This is a genomic window from Microbacterium sediminis, assembly GCF_004564075.1.
GTDB lineage: Bacteria > Actinomycetota > Actinomycetes > Actinomycetales > Microbacteriaceae > Microbacterium > Microbacterium sediminis.
The window spans coordinates 1580055-1595458 of sequence record NZ_CP038256.1 but is presented as its reverse complement, the minus strand read 5'-3'; the positions used below and the strand labels follow the sequence as shown (position 1 = coordinate 1595458).

Here is a 15404-nt window from a genome sequence, read left to right as displayed (position 1 = left end):
TAAGTCATCGTTCGCTGTATAGTCATCGTGTGCTGACTATTGCTTCCCGTCTTGATGTGATGAACCGGCTCGGCCGCGCGATGGCCGACCCGACCCGCTCCCGGATTCTGATGTCCCTGCTGGAAGGGCCGTCCTATCCGGCCGTACTGTCCCGTTCGCTTGAACTGTCGCGCTCGAATGTGTCGAACCATCTGACGTGCCTGCGGAATTGCGGCATCGTCGTCGCCGAACCTGAAGGGCGGCAGACCCGCTACGAGATCGCCGATCCGCACCTCACTGCTGCGCTTACGGCGCTGATCGACGTGACGCTCGCCGTCGACGAGAACGCACCGTGTCTCGACGCGGCCTGCACGGTGCCCGGCTGCTGCGAAACGGAAGCGCAGGCATGAGCGCCACGCTGACAACTGCGCGCCGCACAACGCTGCACCGCCGCGTCCGGTTCATCGTCGGATTCACGATCACCTACAACGTCATCGAAGCCATCGTCGCTGTCTGGGCCGGCATCCTCGCCTCCTCCGCGGCACTGATCGGGTTCGGCCTCGACTCCGTCGTTGAGGTGCTCTCGGCTGCCGCGATTGCGTGGCAGTTCACGCGCAAGGATCCCGAGCGGTGGGAGAAGGTCACCGTCAAGGCAATCGGCATCGCGTTCTTCGCCCTCGCCGCCTACGTAACCGTCGACGCCGTCCTGAGCCTCATCCAAGCAGAAGGGCCCGACCACAGCCCCTTCGGTCTCGGCATCACCGCACTGAGCCTGCTCATCATGCCGCTGCTGGCCTGGTTCGAGGTCCGCACCGGACGCGAGCTGGACTCCAAGAGCGTGATGGCCGACGCCAAGCAGCTCATCCTCTGCGTCTACCTCTCCGGAGCGGTGTTCATCGGCCTCATGCTCAACAGCCTGTTCGGCTGGTGGTGGGCCGACTCCGTCGCAGCGCTCGTCGTCGCGGTTCTCGCGATCCGCGAGGGCATCGAAGCGTGGCGCGGCGACGTGGAGTCCCCGTTCGAGGTCCTCGAAGACCTGGCAGATGACGATGACGACACAGAGGAGAAGATCCGATGACACAGGGCCCATTCAGAGACGTCCCGATCGCGTGCACGCTCCCCACCATCGCGGAGGCCAAGACGCAGGTGGAGAAGTGGCAGGCGTTCGACGCCGACTACGCGCTCTCCTCGGAACGCACCGATTCCGAGCTCGTCATCCACTACGCCAAGGTCGATGACTCGATCAGCCGGCTACGAGACCTCGTCGAGGTCGAGCAACGCTGCTGCGCATTCGTGCAGTGGGACATCGACGAGAGCGACAACGACCTGCGTCTGATCGCACGCGGCTCCGAGGAACAGCTCGCGGCTCTCAACGTCCCAGTCCGGGCACGTCGGCAAACTCGTGCAATTAGTTTGGAGTGATTGCCGCGGCGTGAACTGCGGCAGGAGTCCGCGTAGTCACAGAAGTGGGCTGGGCATGCCAGTGCGCTCAATGACGGCGGCTGCGTAGGAGGTGCTGTTCGCCCCAATTGCGTTGGACCACGCGATCGCGGAGGAGATCTCCAGCCCGGTCAATCGGCTGAGGACGACCGGCGGGAGCTCCTGCGCGAGTGCGATCAGCGCGCTGGTGCGTGCCAGTCGTGGTGGGATGCCGACCGCGCGGAGCCGGGCGTTGAGCGTGTCGGGTGCCATGTGGTGACCAGCGCGAGCTCCGGGATAGACCCACTCCTGTTCGATGCTCTCCACGAACATGCGCGGCGCGGTGCGGTTGCCGGCCGCTCCGGCAGCGGCCGGTGCGAGCTCGGCGGGAAGGACGAGCGGTGCCTTGCCGAGACGGACGATCACGGCCTGATCGGTGACGGTGACGTCTTCCGCGCGCAGCTGGACGATCTTCGCAGCGCGGATGCCGAACATCAGCATCAGACCGGCGGCGAATTTCGTGTGCGGGTCGATGGACGCGTCGGAGGTGACGTCGGCGAAGAGCTGCCAGCGTTCGGCGTCGCTCATCGCTTGCGGGTTCAAGGTTCCGGACGGTGGGCGCGGCGCAGTGAGGCGGCGGGTGGTGCCGTTTCGCCCCGCCCAGGTCAGGAAATGGTGCAGGAACGGGCGGGTGCCGGTGGTGAGCCATTCATCGACGTCGGCCTGCGCGAGGGAGGCGAGGGAGCCGCCTCGGGCACGGATCCATGCCAGCAGCTCGATGATTCCCGTGATCTCGATCCGTCGCCAGGACAGCTGACCTGACCGGGACGGCATCGTGTTCCGCCGCAGGGCGCGCAGGTGCCGCCATCGCGCGTACTGGGTGACGGTGCGTCGCTCGCCCGGATCCGGGATCTCCGCGAGAGCGCCCTGGAGCCAGAGCTCGAACCGGGCGAGCAGCTCGTCCCTTGGCGGGAGCAACCCGTGGTCGATGAGCACGGACCGCACTGAGCGCGTCTGATACTCGGAGCCGGCCTGGTCGAGGAAGGCGTGCGTGCGCAGGACCGGGTCGGCGAGCACTTGCGTGATCAGGGCGCAGGCGACGGTGCCGCGCTCGAAGGCGTAGACGATCTTCGATGGAGCACCCTGGAACCATCTTTCCCGCAGCTGCGCGATGCGGGCGTCGGTGGCGGCGAGTTCGTCGGGGACCATCTCGCGGATCATCTGGTCGGCGCGGCAGCGCGGGCAGAGTTTCGCGATCAGCCGTGTCACGGTCCCGCAGCTGGTGCAGGGGCGGAACGACTCCGGTTGGCGGGGATAGCAGAGCGGGCAGAAGGGACGGCCCTCGATCCGGCCGTTCACGAGCCGGTCGTCGCCGCAGCTGGTGCAGGTCTCGATGATCGGCGGGACGCAGGCCCAGCAGAGGTAGCCCGAGCCGTCTTCGGCGCGTCGATGGCGCAGCCGGACCTCCCCGCAACTCACGCAAGGCTGCCGAGGGTTGGAGCACTGTTCGCAAGCGGCGCGTGCGGTGCCCGGCCAGCGGCATTGCCGCTCGTTCCCGCAGATCGTGCAGATGTCGACACTGGCCTTGTCGGAGCAGGGCTTGCAGACCGCCTTCTCACTGCCGTGGAACAAGCACGCGGCGATCTGCCCGCAGACCGTGCAGGTGTCCAGCTGGGAGGAGCTCCGACAGGTCGAGCACAGCGGCCCGTCCGGGCTGCGGTAGGCGATAAGGCGATGGTTGCCGCAGCTGACGCAGACGGCGTTCTCGTCGGGGAGCTTGTTCGTGCAGCGCTGGCAGAGTCTCCGGCCATCGGAGAGCACCCGCTCCAGGTTGGTGACGTCGCCGCAGCCGTCGCAGGGACGGTGGTGGGCGACGCGGTAGCAGCGTCGGCAGCTCACCTTCCCCTCGACGCGCTCGGTCAGGGTGCGGGTCGTCCCGCAGCCTCCGCAGCGCCGCTCCGGAAGCCGGGCCCCGCCCGCGCGCATCAGATCGTAGAACGTGCCGAACAGCACCGACCCGGTCGCGGGGTCCGCGAACCACTCCTGTCCGTAAGCGGCGAGCTCGAGCATGAGCCTCGTGCTTCGATCCCGCGCGGACGGCATGCTCGCCAGGGCAGTGCGGATCACCTCCGACGCGACGCGTCGATGGCGACGGACCTCGTCGACGATCCGGGCGCGCGCATCGCGCCCCATCTCCCTCCAGCAGCCCCGGCAGTAAGCAGCTCCCGCCGGCCCAGACTGCAACCACCGCTCCTCATGACAGCGGTCGCAGTTCCCACTCCGACCCGTGCGGCGACGCGCGCACGGGTTGCACATACGCCCCTGATCGATCACCTGACGCAGCTCCCGCTGCTGCCCGCAAAGGACGCATCCGGGAGGACGCACCGTTCCCGCCCCCGCGTCTCGCAGGCGCAGCAGCAGTCCCGCCAACGCGGGAGGCATGTGCGGGTCCATCGAGGTCAGCAGGTGCGGTGAGGCATCCACCAGGTCCCGTGTGCGCTTCGCGACGGGCAACTGCTTGAAGCTGGCCTCAACGACTTCCTGGATTCGCGCGGGGTCGACGACGCGCTCGACGGCGGCGATCCGAGCCGACAGTTCTTCGAAGACCGGATCACGCATCCGGCGGAAGAATCCGTGCCCGGCGAGGCCGCAATCCCGACTCGCGAAGACGGTTCGTCGCCGAGTCTCCTCGCTCCGGGGCCGCGTCGGTCGTTCCCGTCGCCGCAGCCTCGCCGCCCAGCAGCACCCGCGGTGCGAGCTCCTCGAATGTGCAGTCGAAGATGTCCAGGAGCGCGACCAGCGCCTGCATGTTCATCCGCTCGGGCTTCTCCGCCGCCAGACGATAGACCTGACTCGTCGACAGATGCACCCCTCTCTCCTCGAGGAGCGGCACCAGCTTCGTCGTGGAGAACATCCCCGCCGCCGCCATCACCTCGCGAAGACGCCATTCGTAGCCGATCAATCTCATGACCCTGTTCCTTCCTCATCGCTCGGGCGGTGCCGTGTCCGCTCGATCGCCTGACTCATCATCGTGTTCATGTAGTCCGTGCTCACCCCGGTGTAGATCGCTGTCGTCGACTGATGCAGATGCCCGACCTGTCGCTGCACGAAGCCCGGGTCGACTCCCGACTCGATCAGGTGCGTCACATAGGAGTGCCGCAACGCGTGCGGCGTGAGTACCTCGTCCAAGCCCAGCGCATCCCGGTAGGTCGCGAACCTCGAAGCGAGCTCGCGAGTGCGCAGGCGCGTGCCGCGCTCGGACACCCAGAGCGCCGTCGTGGCTTCTGAACGCACCATCAAGGGCCGGACGTGGTCGATGTACTCCTGCAGCGCCTCGACCGCCCAATCGAACAGCGATACCACTGCCCGCCGCTTCGGCGGCCCGCCCCGCGACGACTTGCCGTGACGCACCTGCAGCACGCCCAGCTCGCCGAACTGCGGGGCCTTCGCGTTGCGGTAGAAGTCCGTCACATCCAGCCCGACCGCTTCGCTCGCGCGCAGACCCCACGCATAGACGACCTTCAGTAGCGTCGCGTCGCGGAACGCCGGCAGCGCGCCCTTGCGGTGCTCGTCCAGCACCCGAGAAACCTCGTTGTCGGCATGATCGAGCAGCCGCTGCAACTCTGTGCGCGTCAGCGGCCGCCGTCCCGGCCCGCCCTCGTAGTCCTGCAGGTGGGGGAGCGTGTTCCACTCATGGCAGACCTGCACCGGATGTGAGCCGAACCGCTGCATGCATTCGTCGACCCACCCGTAGTGCGGTGAACACACGTAGTCGCAGAACTGGCGTATCGCGCCCTGATAGGACCGGATCGTGGATGCCGCTACCTGTCGTTGCGAGACGAGCAGCGTCATCCACTCGTCGAAGTCGCTCGCCGACCACTCCCACGGCTTCTTCATCGCATACGCCTCGAACCGGCGCACCACCCCGACTCCGGCCGTCACCGAGTCCTCTTTGAGCCGTCGCCCGCCGATCTGCTGCATCCGCCAGCCCTCGATCATCGCGTCGAACACCGACTCGGGTGCGTTCAGGAACGAGACACCACTCGCCAAGTACAACGACGACGCCCCATGCGGCACCCGTTTCGCCATCACCCATCCTCACTCTCATAACGCGCTAATCATGCATTTAACGCGAAGCGTAACAGTGCTGCAACTCCGATCCGCGGCATCACGAGGACGGCAACGCGGCGCGGTGTACCTTTTCCGACAAGGACGTTCCCAAGGATCCTGCATCTGCCGCAATACCGCCGAGAGGCGGCGATCGTCGGCGCCCGGGCGGCCACCTCGTACGGCGAGCACGTCGCCACCGAGCTCGCGGGCGATCTCGCGCTCGAGGGCGTCGCGGTCGTCTCGGGCGCGGCGTACGGGATCGACGGCGCCGCCCATCGCGCCGCGCTGCGCGAGGGCGGGCTCACGGTCGCCGTGCTGGCGGGAGGGGTCGATCGCGTCTACCCGGCGGGCCACGCGCATCTGCTGGCGCGCATCGCCGAGACCGGGGCCGTGATCAGCGAGGTCGCGCCCGGCACCGCCCCCACCAAGTTCCGCTTCCTGCAGCGCAACCGCCTGATCGCGGCGCTGTCGGGCGCGACCGTCGTCGTCGAGGCGGGCTGGTCGAGCGGATCGCTGAACACCGCCTCCCACGCGGCGTCCCTGGCCCGGCCGATCGGCGCCGTCCCCGGGTCGATCACCTCTGCCCAGTCCGCCGGCTGTCATCGGCTGCTGCGCGAGTACGGCGCGGTGTGCGTCACGTGCGCGGCCGATGTCGGGGAGCTGCTCGGCCTCGCCGGCGACGCGGGAGCGCCGTCGCCGATCGCCGATCCCCGCCTCGTGCGGGTGGCCGATGCCCTCGGCACCCGGGTGTGGCGCACCGCCGAGGAGCTCGCGGTCAGCAGCGGCCTGGCGATCGACGACGTCGAGGCCGCGCTCGGCACGCTCGCGCTCGAGGGGAGGGCCGAGCGCGAGGGCGCGGCGTGGCGGCTCGGGGCGGCGTGAGCGCCGCGGATGCTCCCGGATCGGAGCCGCCCCGGGCACGCGCGTGGCAGGGTGGTGGGGCGAGGCGCACCGTGATCGCATCGGGTCCGGGCGCGGGATCGGCGCGTCTTGGCTGCTGCGCGACCGGCGTCAGCCGCCGCGCCGACGAGGGGGAGCAGCATGGACGAGCGAATCGAGCGGGCACTGGCCATCACGCCGGAGTCGCCTGCCTCCGCGCGGACGATCGACATCACGACCACCGGCGCGAAGACGGGGCGGCCGCGCCGGATCGAGATCTGGTTCTACCGCGTCGATGGCGAGATCTACCTCACCACCCAGCCGGCGGTGCGCAGCTGGTACGCCAACCTCCTCGCCCATCCCGAGTTCACCTTCCACCTCCGGCACGGCGTCCGCGCCGACCTCGCGGCGCGGGCCGAGCCGGTGCTCGACCCGGCACGGCGTCGCGACGTCCGCGCGATCGTCGCCGACCTCAACCATCCGCGGCACAGCGGGTACCTCGCCCAGCCCGTCGAGCCGGTCGAGGAATGGATGCAGGGCTCGCCCCTGGTGCACGTGCGCTTCACCGACGACGCGTGAGCGGCGCCGGAAGCCGGCTGAGCCGTGAACGCTGCGCTCACACGGGACCGGTCGACATCCCGGAATCGGTCGCGCTGGGCGGTGGCGGCGGAGCACGATGATGGACGTGAGGAGCGCCGCTTCGAGTTCTTCGGGCGAGTCGTCGACCATCAGCAGGATCGCTGGGAGGAGTGAGATGCGCCGACGCGTATGGTTGCTGCCGTTGGCGGCCGCTGTCGCCTGCGCGGTGGCGGCATGCGGTCCGGTGGCCGGGTACGCGCCCACGCACGCGGAGACCGAGGTGCCCGCCGCGCTGGAAGCCTCAGATCTCGAGATCGTCAACGCCGAAGCCTCCGTAGAGCTGGACGGATTCAGCCGCTACCTTGCGGTGGTGGCCCAAGTGGAGCGTGACACCATCGAGGCCGGTGACCTCAGCGAGTTGCTCACGACGATCGTTGATGTCACCGGCAAGGACGCGGACCTCGTCTCGCTCACACTCGGCGTCGAGGACATGACGAGTGACATGCCCGTCGCGGATCCCGGGCGATACGTCGACCTTCAAACCCCAGCGACTGAGCTGGGGTTTGACAAGGACGACATCGCCAGAGGGAACAAGTCAATCCGCATCCCCTGGGACGATCTGGTGAGCTTCACCGAAGAATGAGCCCCGGTCGACGCGCCGACAGTCGCTGACTCGGTCGATCGGCGCGGATGACCGCGATGCGGGCCGGCGGCTTGCGGGCGGGTCGATCGCGCTCGGGGGTGCGGACGTCGCATGCTGGAGGCATGAAGCTGTCGCGGGGGATCGAGGCGTTCGCGGCGCACCTCGAGCGGGTGCGGCGGCTCTCGTCGGCGACGGTGCGGGCATACCGCAACGATCTGACCGATCTCGCCCGCACGATCGGCGATCCGGAGGTCGGCGGGATCGACCTGGAGCACCTGCGCGAGTGGCTGTGGGCGGCCACGCAGCGCGGCGACGCGCGATCCACGCTGGCGCGGCGGACCTCGTCGGCGCGCGCCTTCTTCGGGTGGGCGCACGAGGAGGGGCTGGTGGCGGCGGATCCGTCGCTGCGGCTCGTCTCGCCCAAGCGGGGCCGCACCCTGCCGCAGGTCGCGACGGCCGACGCGCTGCGCGGCGTGCTCGACGCGGCCGCCGAGCGCGCGGCCGGCGGCGACCCGCTCGCGCTGCGCGACCACGCCGCGCTCGAGCTGCTGTACGGCTCGGGCATCCGCGTCTCGGAGCTGTGCGGGCTCGACATCGACGACCTCGACCTCGATCGCGCGACCGTCCGCGTGCTCGGCAAGGGGTCGAAGGAGCGGGTCGTGCCGTTCGGGGCTCCCGCGGCCCGCGCGATCGGCGCCTACCTCACGCGCGGCCGTCCCGTCCTCGCCGCGCGCGGCGACCAGGCCACGCCGGCGCTGCTGCTCGGGGCACGGGGCCGCCGCGTCGGCACGCGGGCGGTCTACGACCTCGTCACCCGCACGGTGGGCCCCGCGATCGGATCCTCCGCCGTCGGCCCGCACACCCTGCGCCACTCGGCCGCGACGCACCTGCTCGACGGCGGCGCCGACCTGCGGGCCGTGCAGGAGCTGCTCGGCCATGCCAGCCTGGGCACCACGCAGATCTACACGCACGTGTCGTCCGAGCGCCTGCGCGCCGCGTACGCGCTCGCGCACCCGCGCGCCTGATCCCGTCTGGCAACCGCGCTCCGCGATCGGCGCGGCTCAGCAGCAGGGGAGCAGCACCGCACGCGGGACGCCGCCGAGCAGCAGCAGCGGATTCACGTACTCGCCGTGCAGGCGCACGCCGAAGTGCACGGTACCGGGCGCGGCGTGGCCGCCGACGGCGATCACGCCGATCGGCATGCCGCGGATCACCGGGGTGCCCGGGCGCAGCGGGGTGAGCACCGGCTCCAGCGTCGTGACGAGCCCGCCCGGATGCGCGATCGTGACGAGCGGCCTGTCGACCACGACGCCCGCGAACGCGATCACGCCCGACGCCGGCGCCGTGACCACGCCCGCGGCCCGCAGATCGATGCCGCGGTGCCCGGGGCCGTAGGCGTGTGCCGGCGCGACGAACGGCTCGGCGATGCGGACGGGGCGCACGGGCCACCACCACTGCTCCCAGGTGTCGATGCTCGTCTCGCCGGGATCGGCCCCCGCGTCGCCCGCGACCCCCGAAACCGCGGCCGGTGCCGCCGCGGCGGCCACACCGGGGGCGACCACCGCCCCGGCCGCCGCCCCCGCGGCGTCCGAAACGGGCGCGGCACCGGTAGGCGCGACGGCGGCCAGCGCGAGGACCGCGGCCAGGGCGAGGGCAGGGCGCAGACGGGGCATGCCCCCACCCTGCGGCGGCGCCGGCGCCCGCGGAACGCCGCCGGCGGATCTGTGGACGGATCACCCGCGCGGGCGGCCTGTGAGCGGGCCGCCTGCGGGCCGGTCGTGAATCCCGGGCGAACGCCGCGTGACGTCCTCGTCCTCGCGCGGGCGCGCGGTCCCGCGGCTGGTATGCTGAGAGGGCATCCCGCGTGTTCGGGATGACTTCGCGTGTCCACAGCGATCTCGATCGCGGCACATCCACCCCACGGTCCCTCGACAGAGGGCGGGCGTGTGTCGGGCACCAGGATCGCCGACCGACCGGTCGGCACGAAACCGCAACAGAAGGAGAACGGCCATGGCCGTCGTTACCATTCGCCAGCTGCTCGACAGCGGCGTCCACTTCGGACACCAGACCCGTCGCTGGAACCCGAAGGTGAAGCGCTTCATCCTCACGGAGCGCTCGGGCATCCACATCATCGACCTGCAGCAGTCGCTCGCCTACATCGACAAGGCGTACGACTTCGTCAAGGAGACGGTCGCCCGCGGCGGCACCGTCCTCTTCGTGGGCACCAAGAAGCAGGCGCAGGAGGTTCTCGCCGAGCAGGCGACCCGCGTCGGCCAGCCCTACGTCAACGAGCGCTGGCTCGGTGGTCTGCTGACCAACTTCCAGACCGTCTCGAAGCGCCTCGCCCGCATGAAGGAGCTCGAGGAGCTCGACTACGACAACCCCGCCGAGTCGGGCTTCACCAAGAAGGAGCTCCTGCTCAAGAAGCGCGAGCTCGACAAGCTGCACAAGTCGCTCGGCGGCATCCGCAACCTCACCAAGACGCCGTCGGCCCTGTGGGTCGTCGACGCCAAGCGCGAGCACCTCGCCATCGACGAGGCCAAGAAGCTCGGCATCCCGGTGATCGGCATCCTCGACACCAACGTCGACCCCGACGACCTCCAGTACCCGATCCCGGGCAACGACGACGCCATCCGCTCGGTCTCGCTGCTGACGCGCATCATCGCCGACGCCGCCGCCGAGGGCCTGCAGCAGAAGCACAACCCCGAGGCCGGCGACGCCGAGCCGCTCGCCGAGTGGGAGCAGGAGCTCCTCTCCGGTGACGCTGCCGAGGCGCCCGCCGAGGCCGAGGCGCCCGCCGCGGAGGCTCCGGCCGCCGAGGCCGAGGTCGCTGCCGAGACGACCCCCGCCGAGTAATTCTCCCGATCCGCCGGTTCCGCGAACCGGGGCCGGCGGATCACCGAATCGAACCAAGGAGAGCCAGGACACATGGCCAACTTCAGCATCGCCGACATCAAGGCCCTGCGTGAGCAGCTCGGCACGGGCATGGTCGACACCAAGAAGGCGCTCGAGGAGGCCGACGGCAACGTCGAGAAGGCCATCGAGATCCTCCGCCTGAAGGGTGCGAAGGGCAACGCCAAGCGTGCCGACCGCGCCACGAGCGAGGGCCTGGTCACCGCTCGCGAGGTGGGCGGCAAGGCCACCCTGATCGCCCTCGCCTGCGAGACCGACTTCGTCGCCAAGAACGAGCGCTTCATCGCGCTGGCCGACAAGGTGGCCGACGCGGTCGCCGCCGTCGCCGCCGAGACGCCCGAGGCCGCGCTGGCCGCCCCCGCGGGCGACCAGACCGTCGCCGAGCTCATCGCCGACGAGGCCGCCATCATCGGCGAGAAGATCGAGCTGAACCGCGTGGCGACCCTGTCGGGCGACGCGTTCCAGGTCTACCTGCACAAGCGCAACAAGGACCTGCCCCCGCAGGTCGGCGTGGTCGTCGCCTTCTCGGGTGACGACGCCGAGACGGCTCGCAGCATCGCGCAGCACATCTCGTTCGCCGCTCCGCAGTACCTCACGCGCGACGAGGTCCCGACGGACGTCGTCGACAAGGAGCGCGAGATCGTCACCGAGATCTCGCGCAACGAGGGCAAGCCGGAGGCCGCGCTGCCGAAGATCGTCGAGGGCCGCGTGAACGCGTTCTTCAAGCAGGTCGTCCTCCTCGACCAGCCGTACGCGAAGGACAACAAGCTGTCGATCGAGCAGGTCGCGAAGGACGCCGGCATCACGCTGACCGGCTTCGCGCGCTTCGAGGTCGGCGCGTAAGACGCCGCGAAGGGGGCCCGGATCCACGATCCGGGCCCCCTTCCCATGCCCGCCCATCGGGGCGGATGATCAGCCTCGGAACCCTTCGAGGCGATACGGTGAGAGACGCTACGAGGGAGACACCATGCGAGAGAGCACCGGACGCCGCCGCGTCCTTCTGAAGCTGTCGGGAGAGGCGTTCGGAGGCGGCCAGCTGGGTGTCAACCCGGACGTGGTCAGCCAGATCGCCCGCGAGATCGCCGAGGCGACCGACGAGGTCGAGATCGCGATCGTCGTCGGCGGCGGCAACTTCTTCCGCGGCGCCGAACTGAGCCAGCGCGGCATGGACCGCGGCCGCGCCGACTACATGGGCATGCTCGGCACGGTGATGAACGCGCTCGCGCTGCAGGACTTCCTCGAGCAGGCCGGTGCCGCCACGCGCGTGCAGTCCGCCATCGAGATGATGCAGGTCGCCGAGCCCTACATCCCGCTGCGGGCGATCCGCCACCTCGAGAAGGGCCGCGTCGTGATCTTCGGCGCCGGCGCCGGACTGCCGTACTTCTCGACCGACACGGTCGCCGCCCAGCGCGCGCTCGAGATCCGCGCCCGCGAGGTGCTCGTGGCCAAGAACGGCGTCGACGGCGTCTACACGGCCGATCCGCGCGTCGACGCCACCGCCACGCGCCTCGACCGCGTGACGTACTCCGACGCGCTCCAGAAGGGCCTCAAGGTCGTCGACTCGACCGCCTTCAGCCTCTGCATGGACAACGGCATGGACATGCGCGTGTTCGGCATGGAGCCGGCCGGCAACGTGACCAAGGCGCTGCGCGGCGAGGCGATCGGGACGATCGTCACCGCCTGAGCCCCTCCCGCGCCCTCGGCGCGCGCCGGGGCGAACGCGCCCGGCGACTACACTCATACGAGTTCCACACGACGAATGGAGTGACCCGTGATCGCGGATGTCATGACCGAGGCCACCGACCGCATGGATCGCGCCGTGGAGGCGGCGAAGGAGGACTTCGCCACCGTGCGCACCGGCCGGGCCAACCCGCAGCTGTTCCAGCGGCTCATGGTCGACTACTACGGCACTCCCACGCCGCTGCAGCAGCTCGCCTCGATGCAGAACCCCGAGGCGCGCACACTCATCGTCACGCCCTACGACAAGTCGGCCCTCAAGGCGATCGAGGACGCGATCCGCGACATGCCGAACCTCGGGGCGAACCCGACCAACGACGGCAACATCGTGCGCATCACGATGCCCGAGCTCACGGCCGAGCGCCGCAAGGAGTACGTCAAGATCGTCAAGGCGAAGGCCGAGGACGCGAAGGTCCGCATCCGCGGCATCCGCCGCCAGATCAAGGACGACCTCGACGCGCTGAAGGACGAGATCGGCGAGGACGACATCGCGCGCGCGGAGAAGGAGCTCGACGCGCTGACCAAGGCGCACGTCGACAAGGTCGACGAGGCGCTGAAGCACAAAGAAGCCGAGCTCCTCGAGGTCTGAGGCCGGCCCATGACCGACTCTCCCGCCGCCGGAGGCGATGCGCCCGACTCGCGCCGCGAGGCCGGCGCCCCTCGTGCCGTCGACTCCCGGGGGAGCGGCCGCGACCCGTTCGAGCACGCCAGGGAGCACGCGCGCGACCAGTTCGGCCACGCGCGCGAGCATCTCGAGCAGGCGCGCGAGCAGTTCGAGGCGACCAACGAGCGGATCAAGCAGCGCACGGGGCGCGACCTCATCCTCGCGATCCTGACGGGCCTGATCCTCGGCGCCGTCGTGCTCGCCTCGCTGCTGATCGTGAAGTGGACGTTCGCGCTGCTGGCGCTGGCCGCCGCCGCGCTGGGGACGTTCGAGCTCGTGCGCGCGCTGCAGACGGGCGGTCGCCGCGTCGACGTGATCCCGCAGCTGATCGCCGTGCCGCTCATCGTGCTGCCCGCCTACTTCTCCGAGAGCTGGCTGCAGTGGACGGCGCTGTTCGCGTCGGTGTTCCTCATCGCGGTCTGGCGCATGCTCGGCCAGATGACGGCCCGCGACGGTCGGCTCTACGGCGACGTGCTCGGCGATGTGCTCGCCGGGGCCTTCGTGCCGGTGTACGTGGCGTTCCTCGCCAGCCTGGCCGTCGCGCTGCTGCGCCAGCCCGAGGGCGAGTGGTGGGTGCTGGCGTTCCTCATCACGGTGATCACCGCCGACACGGGCGCCTACGCCGCGGGGCTCGCCTTCGGCCGCCACCCGATGGCTCCCCGCATCAGCCCCAAGAAGACGTGGGAGGGGTTCGCCGGAGCGGCGGTCGCCGCCCTCGTCGCGGGCGCGCTCCTGGCCCAGTTCATGCTCGGCGTGCCCTGGTGGGCCGGCCTGATCTTCGGCGCCGTGATCCTGGCCACCGCGACGATCGGCGACCTGGGGGAGTCGATGCTCAAGCGCGACCTGGGCATCAAGGACATGAGCTCCTGGGTGCCCGGCCACGGCGGCGTGCTCGACCGCCTCGACAGCATCCTGCTCTCGGCGGCCGCCGCGCTCGCCCTGCACGCCCTGCTCTCGCCGCTGGGCGGACTGTGAGGACCACCCGATGACGCACGAGACGACGCCCGAGGAGGCGAAAGTGAACGACACGATCGGCGATGCGACGGCACTGCTGCACGCGGTGGAGGCCGAGACCACCGAGGCCCCCGCGTCCGCGACGCAGACGCAGCGCATCACGCGCGACCCCGCCCCGCGGGCGACGTCGGGCGGCGAGCCGCGCAGCCTGCCGTTCCCGCTCGTGCACGGCCGCGAGAAGGGCTACCGCCGCGACGCGGTCGAAGCGTTCCTCGCCAAGGCGCGCGCCGCGTTCGAGAGCGGCGACGGCAGCGTCGACGCCCGGGCGGTGCGCGAGGTCGGGTTCCCGCTGGTGCGCAACGGCTACCAGGTGGCGGCCGTCGATGCAGCGCTCGGCCGCATCGAGGACGCGTTCGCCGCGCGTCGACGCCAGGCCGTCGTGGCCACCGAGGGCGCGGCCGCCTGGGTCGAGCGCGCCCGCGCCGACGCGCAGGAGATCCTCGACCGCCTTGCCCGCCCGCGCGGGAAGCGCTTCCAGCGCGTGAGCTTCCTCTCCTACGGCTACGCGCCCAAGGAGGTGGACGTGGTCGCCGATCGCATCACCGCCTTCCTGCAGTCGGGCGACCCGCTGACCACGGAGCAGGTGCGTGCGGCGGCGTTCCGGATGACGCGCCGCGGGTACCGCGAGGAGCAGGTCGACGCGCTCCTCGACTCCGTCGTCGACGTGCTCCTCGCGGTGCGCTGACGAATCGATTATCACGGCGCGATAACGCGCCTGGTACAGTAGGCCCCACTGTGACTTCCACGCCCGAGCGAACCACTCCCACCACGCTGTCCCGACGCGAGACCCGAGCCCTCATGGCCCAGGCCGGTCTCGCCCCGTCGCGACCCACCCGATCCGCGTGGTCGCTGAAGCGCGCCATCGCCAGCGCGGGTGCGGGCGTCGCCGCGCTCGGCTTCATCGCGGCCTACATCGTGCCGACCGCCACGGCCAACGCGGAGCCGCAGGACGAGGTCACCAGCAGCTACGCCGCCTCCGTCGCCGACGCGCAGATCTTCACGGCGCCGGCCGAGCTGAGCAACGCCAACGCGCTGTCGATCACCGACTACGAGATCTACGTCACGCCCACGCCGACCCCGGAGCCCGAGCCCGTCGTGGCCGCGGCGAGCACCGGCGGTGGCGGCGGTGGCGGCGTCTCGATCCCGTCGTTCGTGGCGCCCTCGCCGGGCACCGCGCAGGACATCGCGTACGGCATGGTCGCGGCGCGCGGCTGGGGCGACTCCGAGTTCTCGTGCCTCGTGGCGCTGTGGAACAAGGAGTCGGGCTGGCGCGTGAACGCGTACAACCCCTACAGCGGCGCCTACGGCATCCCGCAGTCGCTGCCCGGCAGCAAGATGGCCAGCGTCGGCGCCGACTGGCAGACCAACCCGGCCACGCAGATCACGTGGGGTCTCAACTACATCCAGGGCCGCTACGGATCGCCGTGCGGTGCGTGGGGACACTCGCAGAGCGTCGGCTGGTATTGA

General features: G+C 70.3%; 18 protein-coding genes. 14 read left to right on the top strand and 4 right to left on the bottom strand.

What is annotated here, in order from left to right:
• The first annotated feature begins 29 nt into the window (after nt 1-29).
• The 3 genes from cmtR to E3O41_RS07550 are packed head-to-tail and all read left to right on the top strand — an operon-like array spanning nt 30 to nt 1401.
• Complete coding sequence (cmtR, locus tag E3O41_RS07560) at nt 30-389, top strand: Cd(II)/Pb(II)-sensing metalloregulatory transcriptional regulator CmtR (protein WP_067023727.1); 360 nt, start codon at nt 30-32, stop codon at nt 387-389.
• Nucleotides 386-1057, top strand: coding sequence for a cation diffusion facilitator family transporter (locus E3O41_RS07555; protein WP_067023724.1), 672 nt, complete (start codon nt 386-388; stop codon nt 1055-1057). The genes cmtR and E3O41_RS07555 overlap by 4 nt, the downstream gene beginning before the upstream one ends.
• Nucleotides 1054-1401, top strand: coding sequence for a hypothetical protein (locus tag E3O41_RS07550; RefSeq protein ID WP_067023721.1), 348 nt, complete (start codon nt 1054-1056; stop codon nt 1399-1401). Before E3O41_RS07555 ends, E3O41_RS07550 begins: the two co-directional genes overlap by 4 nt.
• Before the next feature lie 36 nt (nt 1402-1437).
• Here E3O41_RS07550 and E3O41_RS07545 read toward each other — a convergent pair whose 3' ends face one another.
• Genes E3O41_RS07545 through E3O41_RS07535 form a run of 3 tightly spaced genes read right to left on the bottom strand, consistent with a single transcriptional unit; the run spans nt 1438 to nt 5487 of the window.
• Nucleotides 1438-4017 carry a hypothetical protein gene (locus tag E3O41_RS07545; protein ID WP_067023718.1) on the bottom strand — a complete coding sequence of 860 codons (2580 nt, stop codon included), beginning with the start codon at nt 4015-4017 and terminating at the stop codon, nt 1438-1440.
• Complete coding sequence (locus E3O41_RS07540; protein WP_067023716.1) at nt 4010-4366, bottom strand: helix-turn-helix domain-containing protein; 357 nt, start codon at nt 4364-4366, stop codon at nt 4010-4012. Before E3O41_RS07540 ends, E3O41_RS07545 begins: the two co-directional genes overlap by 8 nt.
• A complete protein-coding gene (locus E3O41_RS07535) occupies nt 4363-5487 on the bottom strand; it encodes a tyrosine-type recombinase/integrase (protein ID WP_067023713.1) in 1125 nt (374 codons plus the stop codon). Before E3O41_RS07535 ends, E3O41_RS07540 begins: the two co-directional genes overlap by 4 nt.
• A gap of 69 nt (nt 5488-5556) precedes the next feature.
• On the opposite strand from E3O41_RS07535, the gene dprA reads away from it, so the two are divergent.
• The 4 genes from dprA to E3O41_RS07515 all read left to right on the top strand — a co-directional run bounded on the left by dprA (nt 5557) and on the right by E3O41_RS07515 (nt 8634).
• Nucleotides 5557-6390, top strand: a complete 834-nt coding sequence (gene dprA, locus E3O41_RS07530) for a DNA-processing protein DprA (protein ID WP_083990808.1) — start codon at nt 5557-5559, stop codon at nt 6388-6390.
• Between the two features lie 159 nt (nt 6391-6549).
• Entirely contained in the window at nt 6550-6966 is a 417-nt protein-coding gene (locus E3O41_RS07525) for a nitroreductase/quinone reductase family protein (protein ID WP_067023707.1), read from the top strand.
• A 175-nt stretch (nt 6967-7141) separates the two neighbouring features.
• Nucleotides 7142-7609 (top strand): hypothetical protein, encoded by a 468-nt coding sequence (locus E3O41_RS07520; protein WP_158231515.1) that lies wholly within the window; start codon nt 7142-7144, stop codon nt 7607-7609.
• 122 nt (nt 7610-7731) lie between these two features.
• The gene (locus E3O41_RS07515) at nt 7732-8634 is read left to right on the top strand and encodes a tyrosine recombinase XerC (RefSeq protein WP_067023702.1); all 903 of its coding nucleotides are present in this window, start codon (nt 7732-7734) and stop codon (nt 8632-8634) included.
• A 36-nt stretch (nt 8635-8670) separates the two neighbouring features.
• Here the strand turns inward: E3O41_RS07515 and E3O41_RS07510 are convergent, their stop codons facing one another.
• Complete coding sequence (locus tag E3O41_RS07510) at nt 8671-9282, bottom strand: M23 family metallopeptidase (protein ID WP_083990807.1); 612 nt, start codon at nt 9280-9282, stop codon at nt 8671-8673.
• A 337-nt stretch (nt 9283-9619) separates the two neighbouring features.
• Here E3O41_RS07510 and rpsB point away from each other — a divergent pair, with 337 nt between their 5' ends.
• The 7 genes from rpsB (at nt 9620) to E3O41_RS07475 (ending at nt 15404) form a co-directional block, all read left to right on the top strand.
• A complete protein-coding gene (gene rpsB, locus E3O41_RS07505) occupies nt 9620-10465 on the top strand; it encodes a 30S ribosomal protein S2 (RefSeq protein ID WP_067023699.1) in 846 nt (281 codons plus the stop codon).
• 72 nt (nt 10466-10537) lie between these two features.
• The gene (gene tsf / locus E3O41_RS07500; protein WP_067023696.1) at nt 10538-11365 is read left to right on the top strand and encodes a translation elongation factor Ts; all 828 of its coding nucleotides are present in this window, start codon (nt 10538-10540) and stop codon (nt 11363-11365) included.
• Nucleotides 11366-11489: 124 nt separating this feature from the next.
• On the top strand, nt 11490-12206 hold the full coding sequence (gene pyrH / locus E3O41_RS07495; RefSeq protein WP_067023693.1) for a UMP kinase: 717 nt from the start codon (nt 11490-11492) through the stop codon (nt 12204-12206).
• Nucleotides 12207-12293: 87 nt separating this feature from the next.
• On the top strand, nt 12294-12848 hold the full coding sequence (gene frr, locus E3O41_RS07490; protein WP_067023690.1) for a ribosome recycling factor: 555 nt from the start codon (nt 12294-12296) through the stop codon (nt 12846-12848).
• 9 nt (nt 12849-12857) lie between these two features.
• Nucleotides 12858-13898, top strand: coding sequence for a phosphatidate cytidylyltransferase (locus E3O41_RS07485; RefSeq protein ID WP_135012211.1), 1041 nt, complete (start codon nt 12858-12860; stop codon nt 13896-13898).
• A 10-nt stretch (nt 13899-13908) separates the two neighbouring features.
• Nucleotides 13909-14622: a DivIVA domain-containing protein gene (locus E3O41_RS07480; protein WP_135012209.1), complete on the top strand. Its 714-nt coding sequence runs from the start codon at nt 13909-13911 to the stop codon at nt 14620-14622.
• A 50-nt stretch (nt 14623-14672) separates the two neighbouring features.
• Entirely contained in the window at nt 14673-15404 is a 732-nt protein-coding gene (locus E3O41_RS07475) for an aggregation-promoting factor C-terminal-like domain-containing protein (protein WP_240482255.1), read from the top strand.

What these genes read in the sequence shown, in the direction of transcription:
- E3O41_RS07555 (WP_067023724.1), top strand. Translation starts at nt 386, where the DNA reads ATGAGCGCCACGCTGACAACTGCGCGCCGCACAACGCTGCACCGCCGC.
- E3O41_RS07550 (WP_067023721.1), top strand. Translation starts at nt 1,054, where the DNA reads ATGACACAGGGCCCATTCAGAGACGTCCCGATCGCGTGCACGCTCCCC.
- E3O41_RS07545 (WP_067023718.1), bottom strand. Translation starts at nt 4,017, where the DNA reads ATGCGTGATCCGGTCTTCGAAGAACTGTCGGCTCGGATCGCCGCCGTC.
- E3O41_RS07540 (WP_067023716.1), bottom strand. Translation starts at nt 4,366, where the DNA reads ATGAGATTGATCGGCTACGAATGGCGTCTTCGCGAGGTGATGGCGGCG.
- E3O41_RS07535 (WP_067023713.1), bottom strand. Translation starts at nt 5,487, where the DNA reads ATGGCGAAACGGGTGCCGCATGGGGCGTCGTCGTTGTACTTGGCGAGT.
- E3O41_RS07525 (WP_067023707.1), top strand. Translation starts at nt 6,550, where the DNA reads ATGGACGAGCGAATCGAGCGGGCACTGGCCATCACGCCGGAGTCGCCT.
- E3O41_RS07520 (WP_158231515.1), top strand. Translation starts at nt 7,142, where the DNA reads ATGCGCCGACGCGTATGGTTGCTGCCGTTGGCGGCCGCTGTCGCCTGC.
- E3O41_RS07515 (WP_067023702.1), top strand. Translation starts at nt 7,732, where the DNA reads ATGAAGCTGTCGCGGGGGATCGAGGCGTTCGCGGCGCACCTCGAGCGG.
- E3O41_RS07510 (WP_083990807.1), bottom strand. Translation starts at nt 9,282, where the DNA reads ATGCCCCGTCTGCGCCCTGCCCTCGCCCTGGCCGCGGTCCTCGCGCTG.
- rpsB (WP_067023699.1), top strand. Translation starts at nt 9,620, where the DNA reads ATGGCCGTCGTTACCATTCGCCAGCTGCTCGACAGCGGCGTCCACTTC.
- tsf (WP_067023696.1), top strand. Translation starts at nt 10,538, where the DNA reads ATGGCCAACTTCAGCATCGCCGACATCAAGGCCCTGCGTGAGCAGCTC.
- pyrH (WP_067023693.1), top strand. Translation starts at nt 11,490, where the DNA reads ATGCGAGAGAGCACCGGACGCCGCCGCGTCCTTCTGAAGCTGTCGGGA.
- E3O41_RS07485 (WP_135012211.1), top strand. Translation starts at nt 12,858, where the DNA reads ATGACCGACTCTCCCGCCGCCGGAGGCGATGCGCCCGACTCGCGCCGC.
- E3O41_RS07480 (WP_135012209.1), top strand. Translation starts at nt 13,909, where the DNA reads ATGACGCACGAGACGACGCCCGAGGAGGCGAAAGTGAACGACACGATC.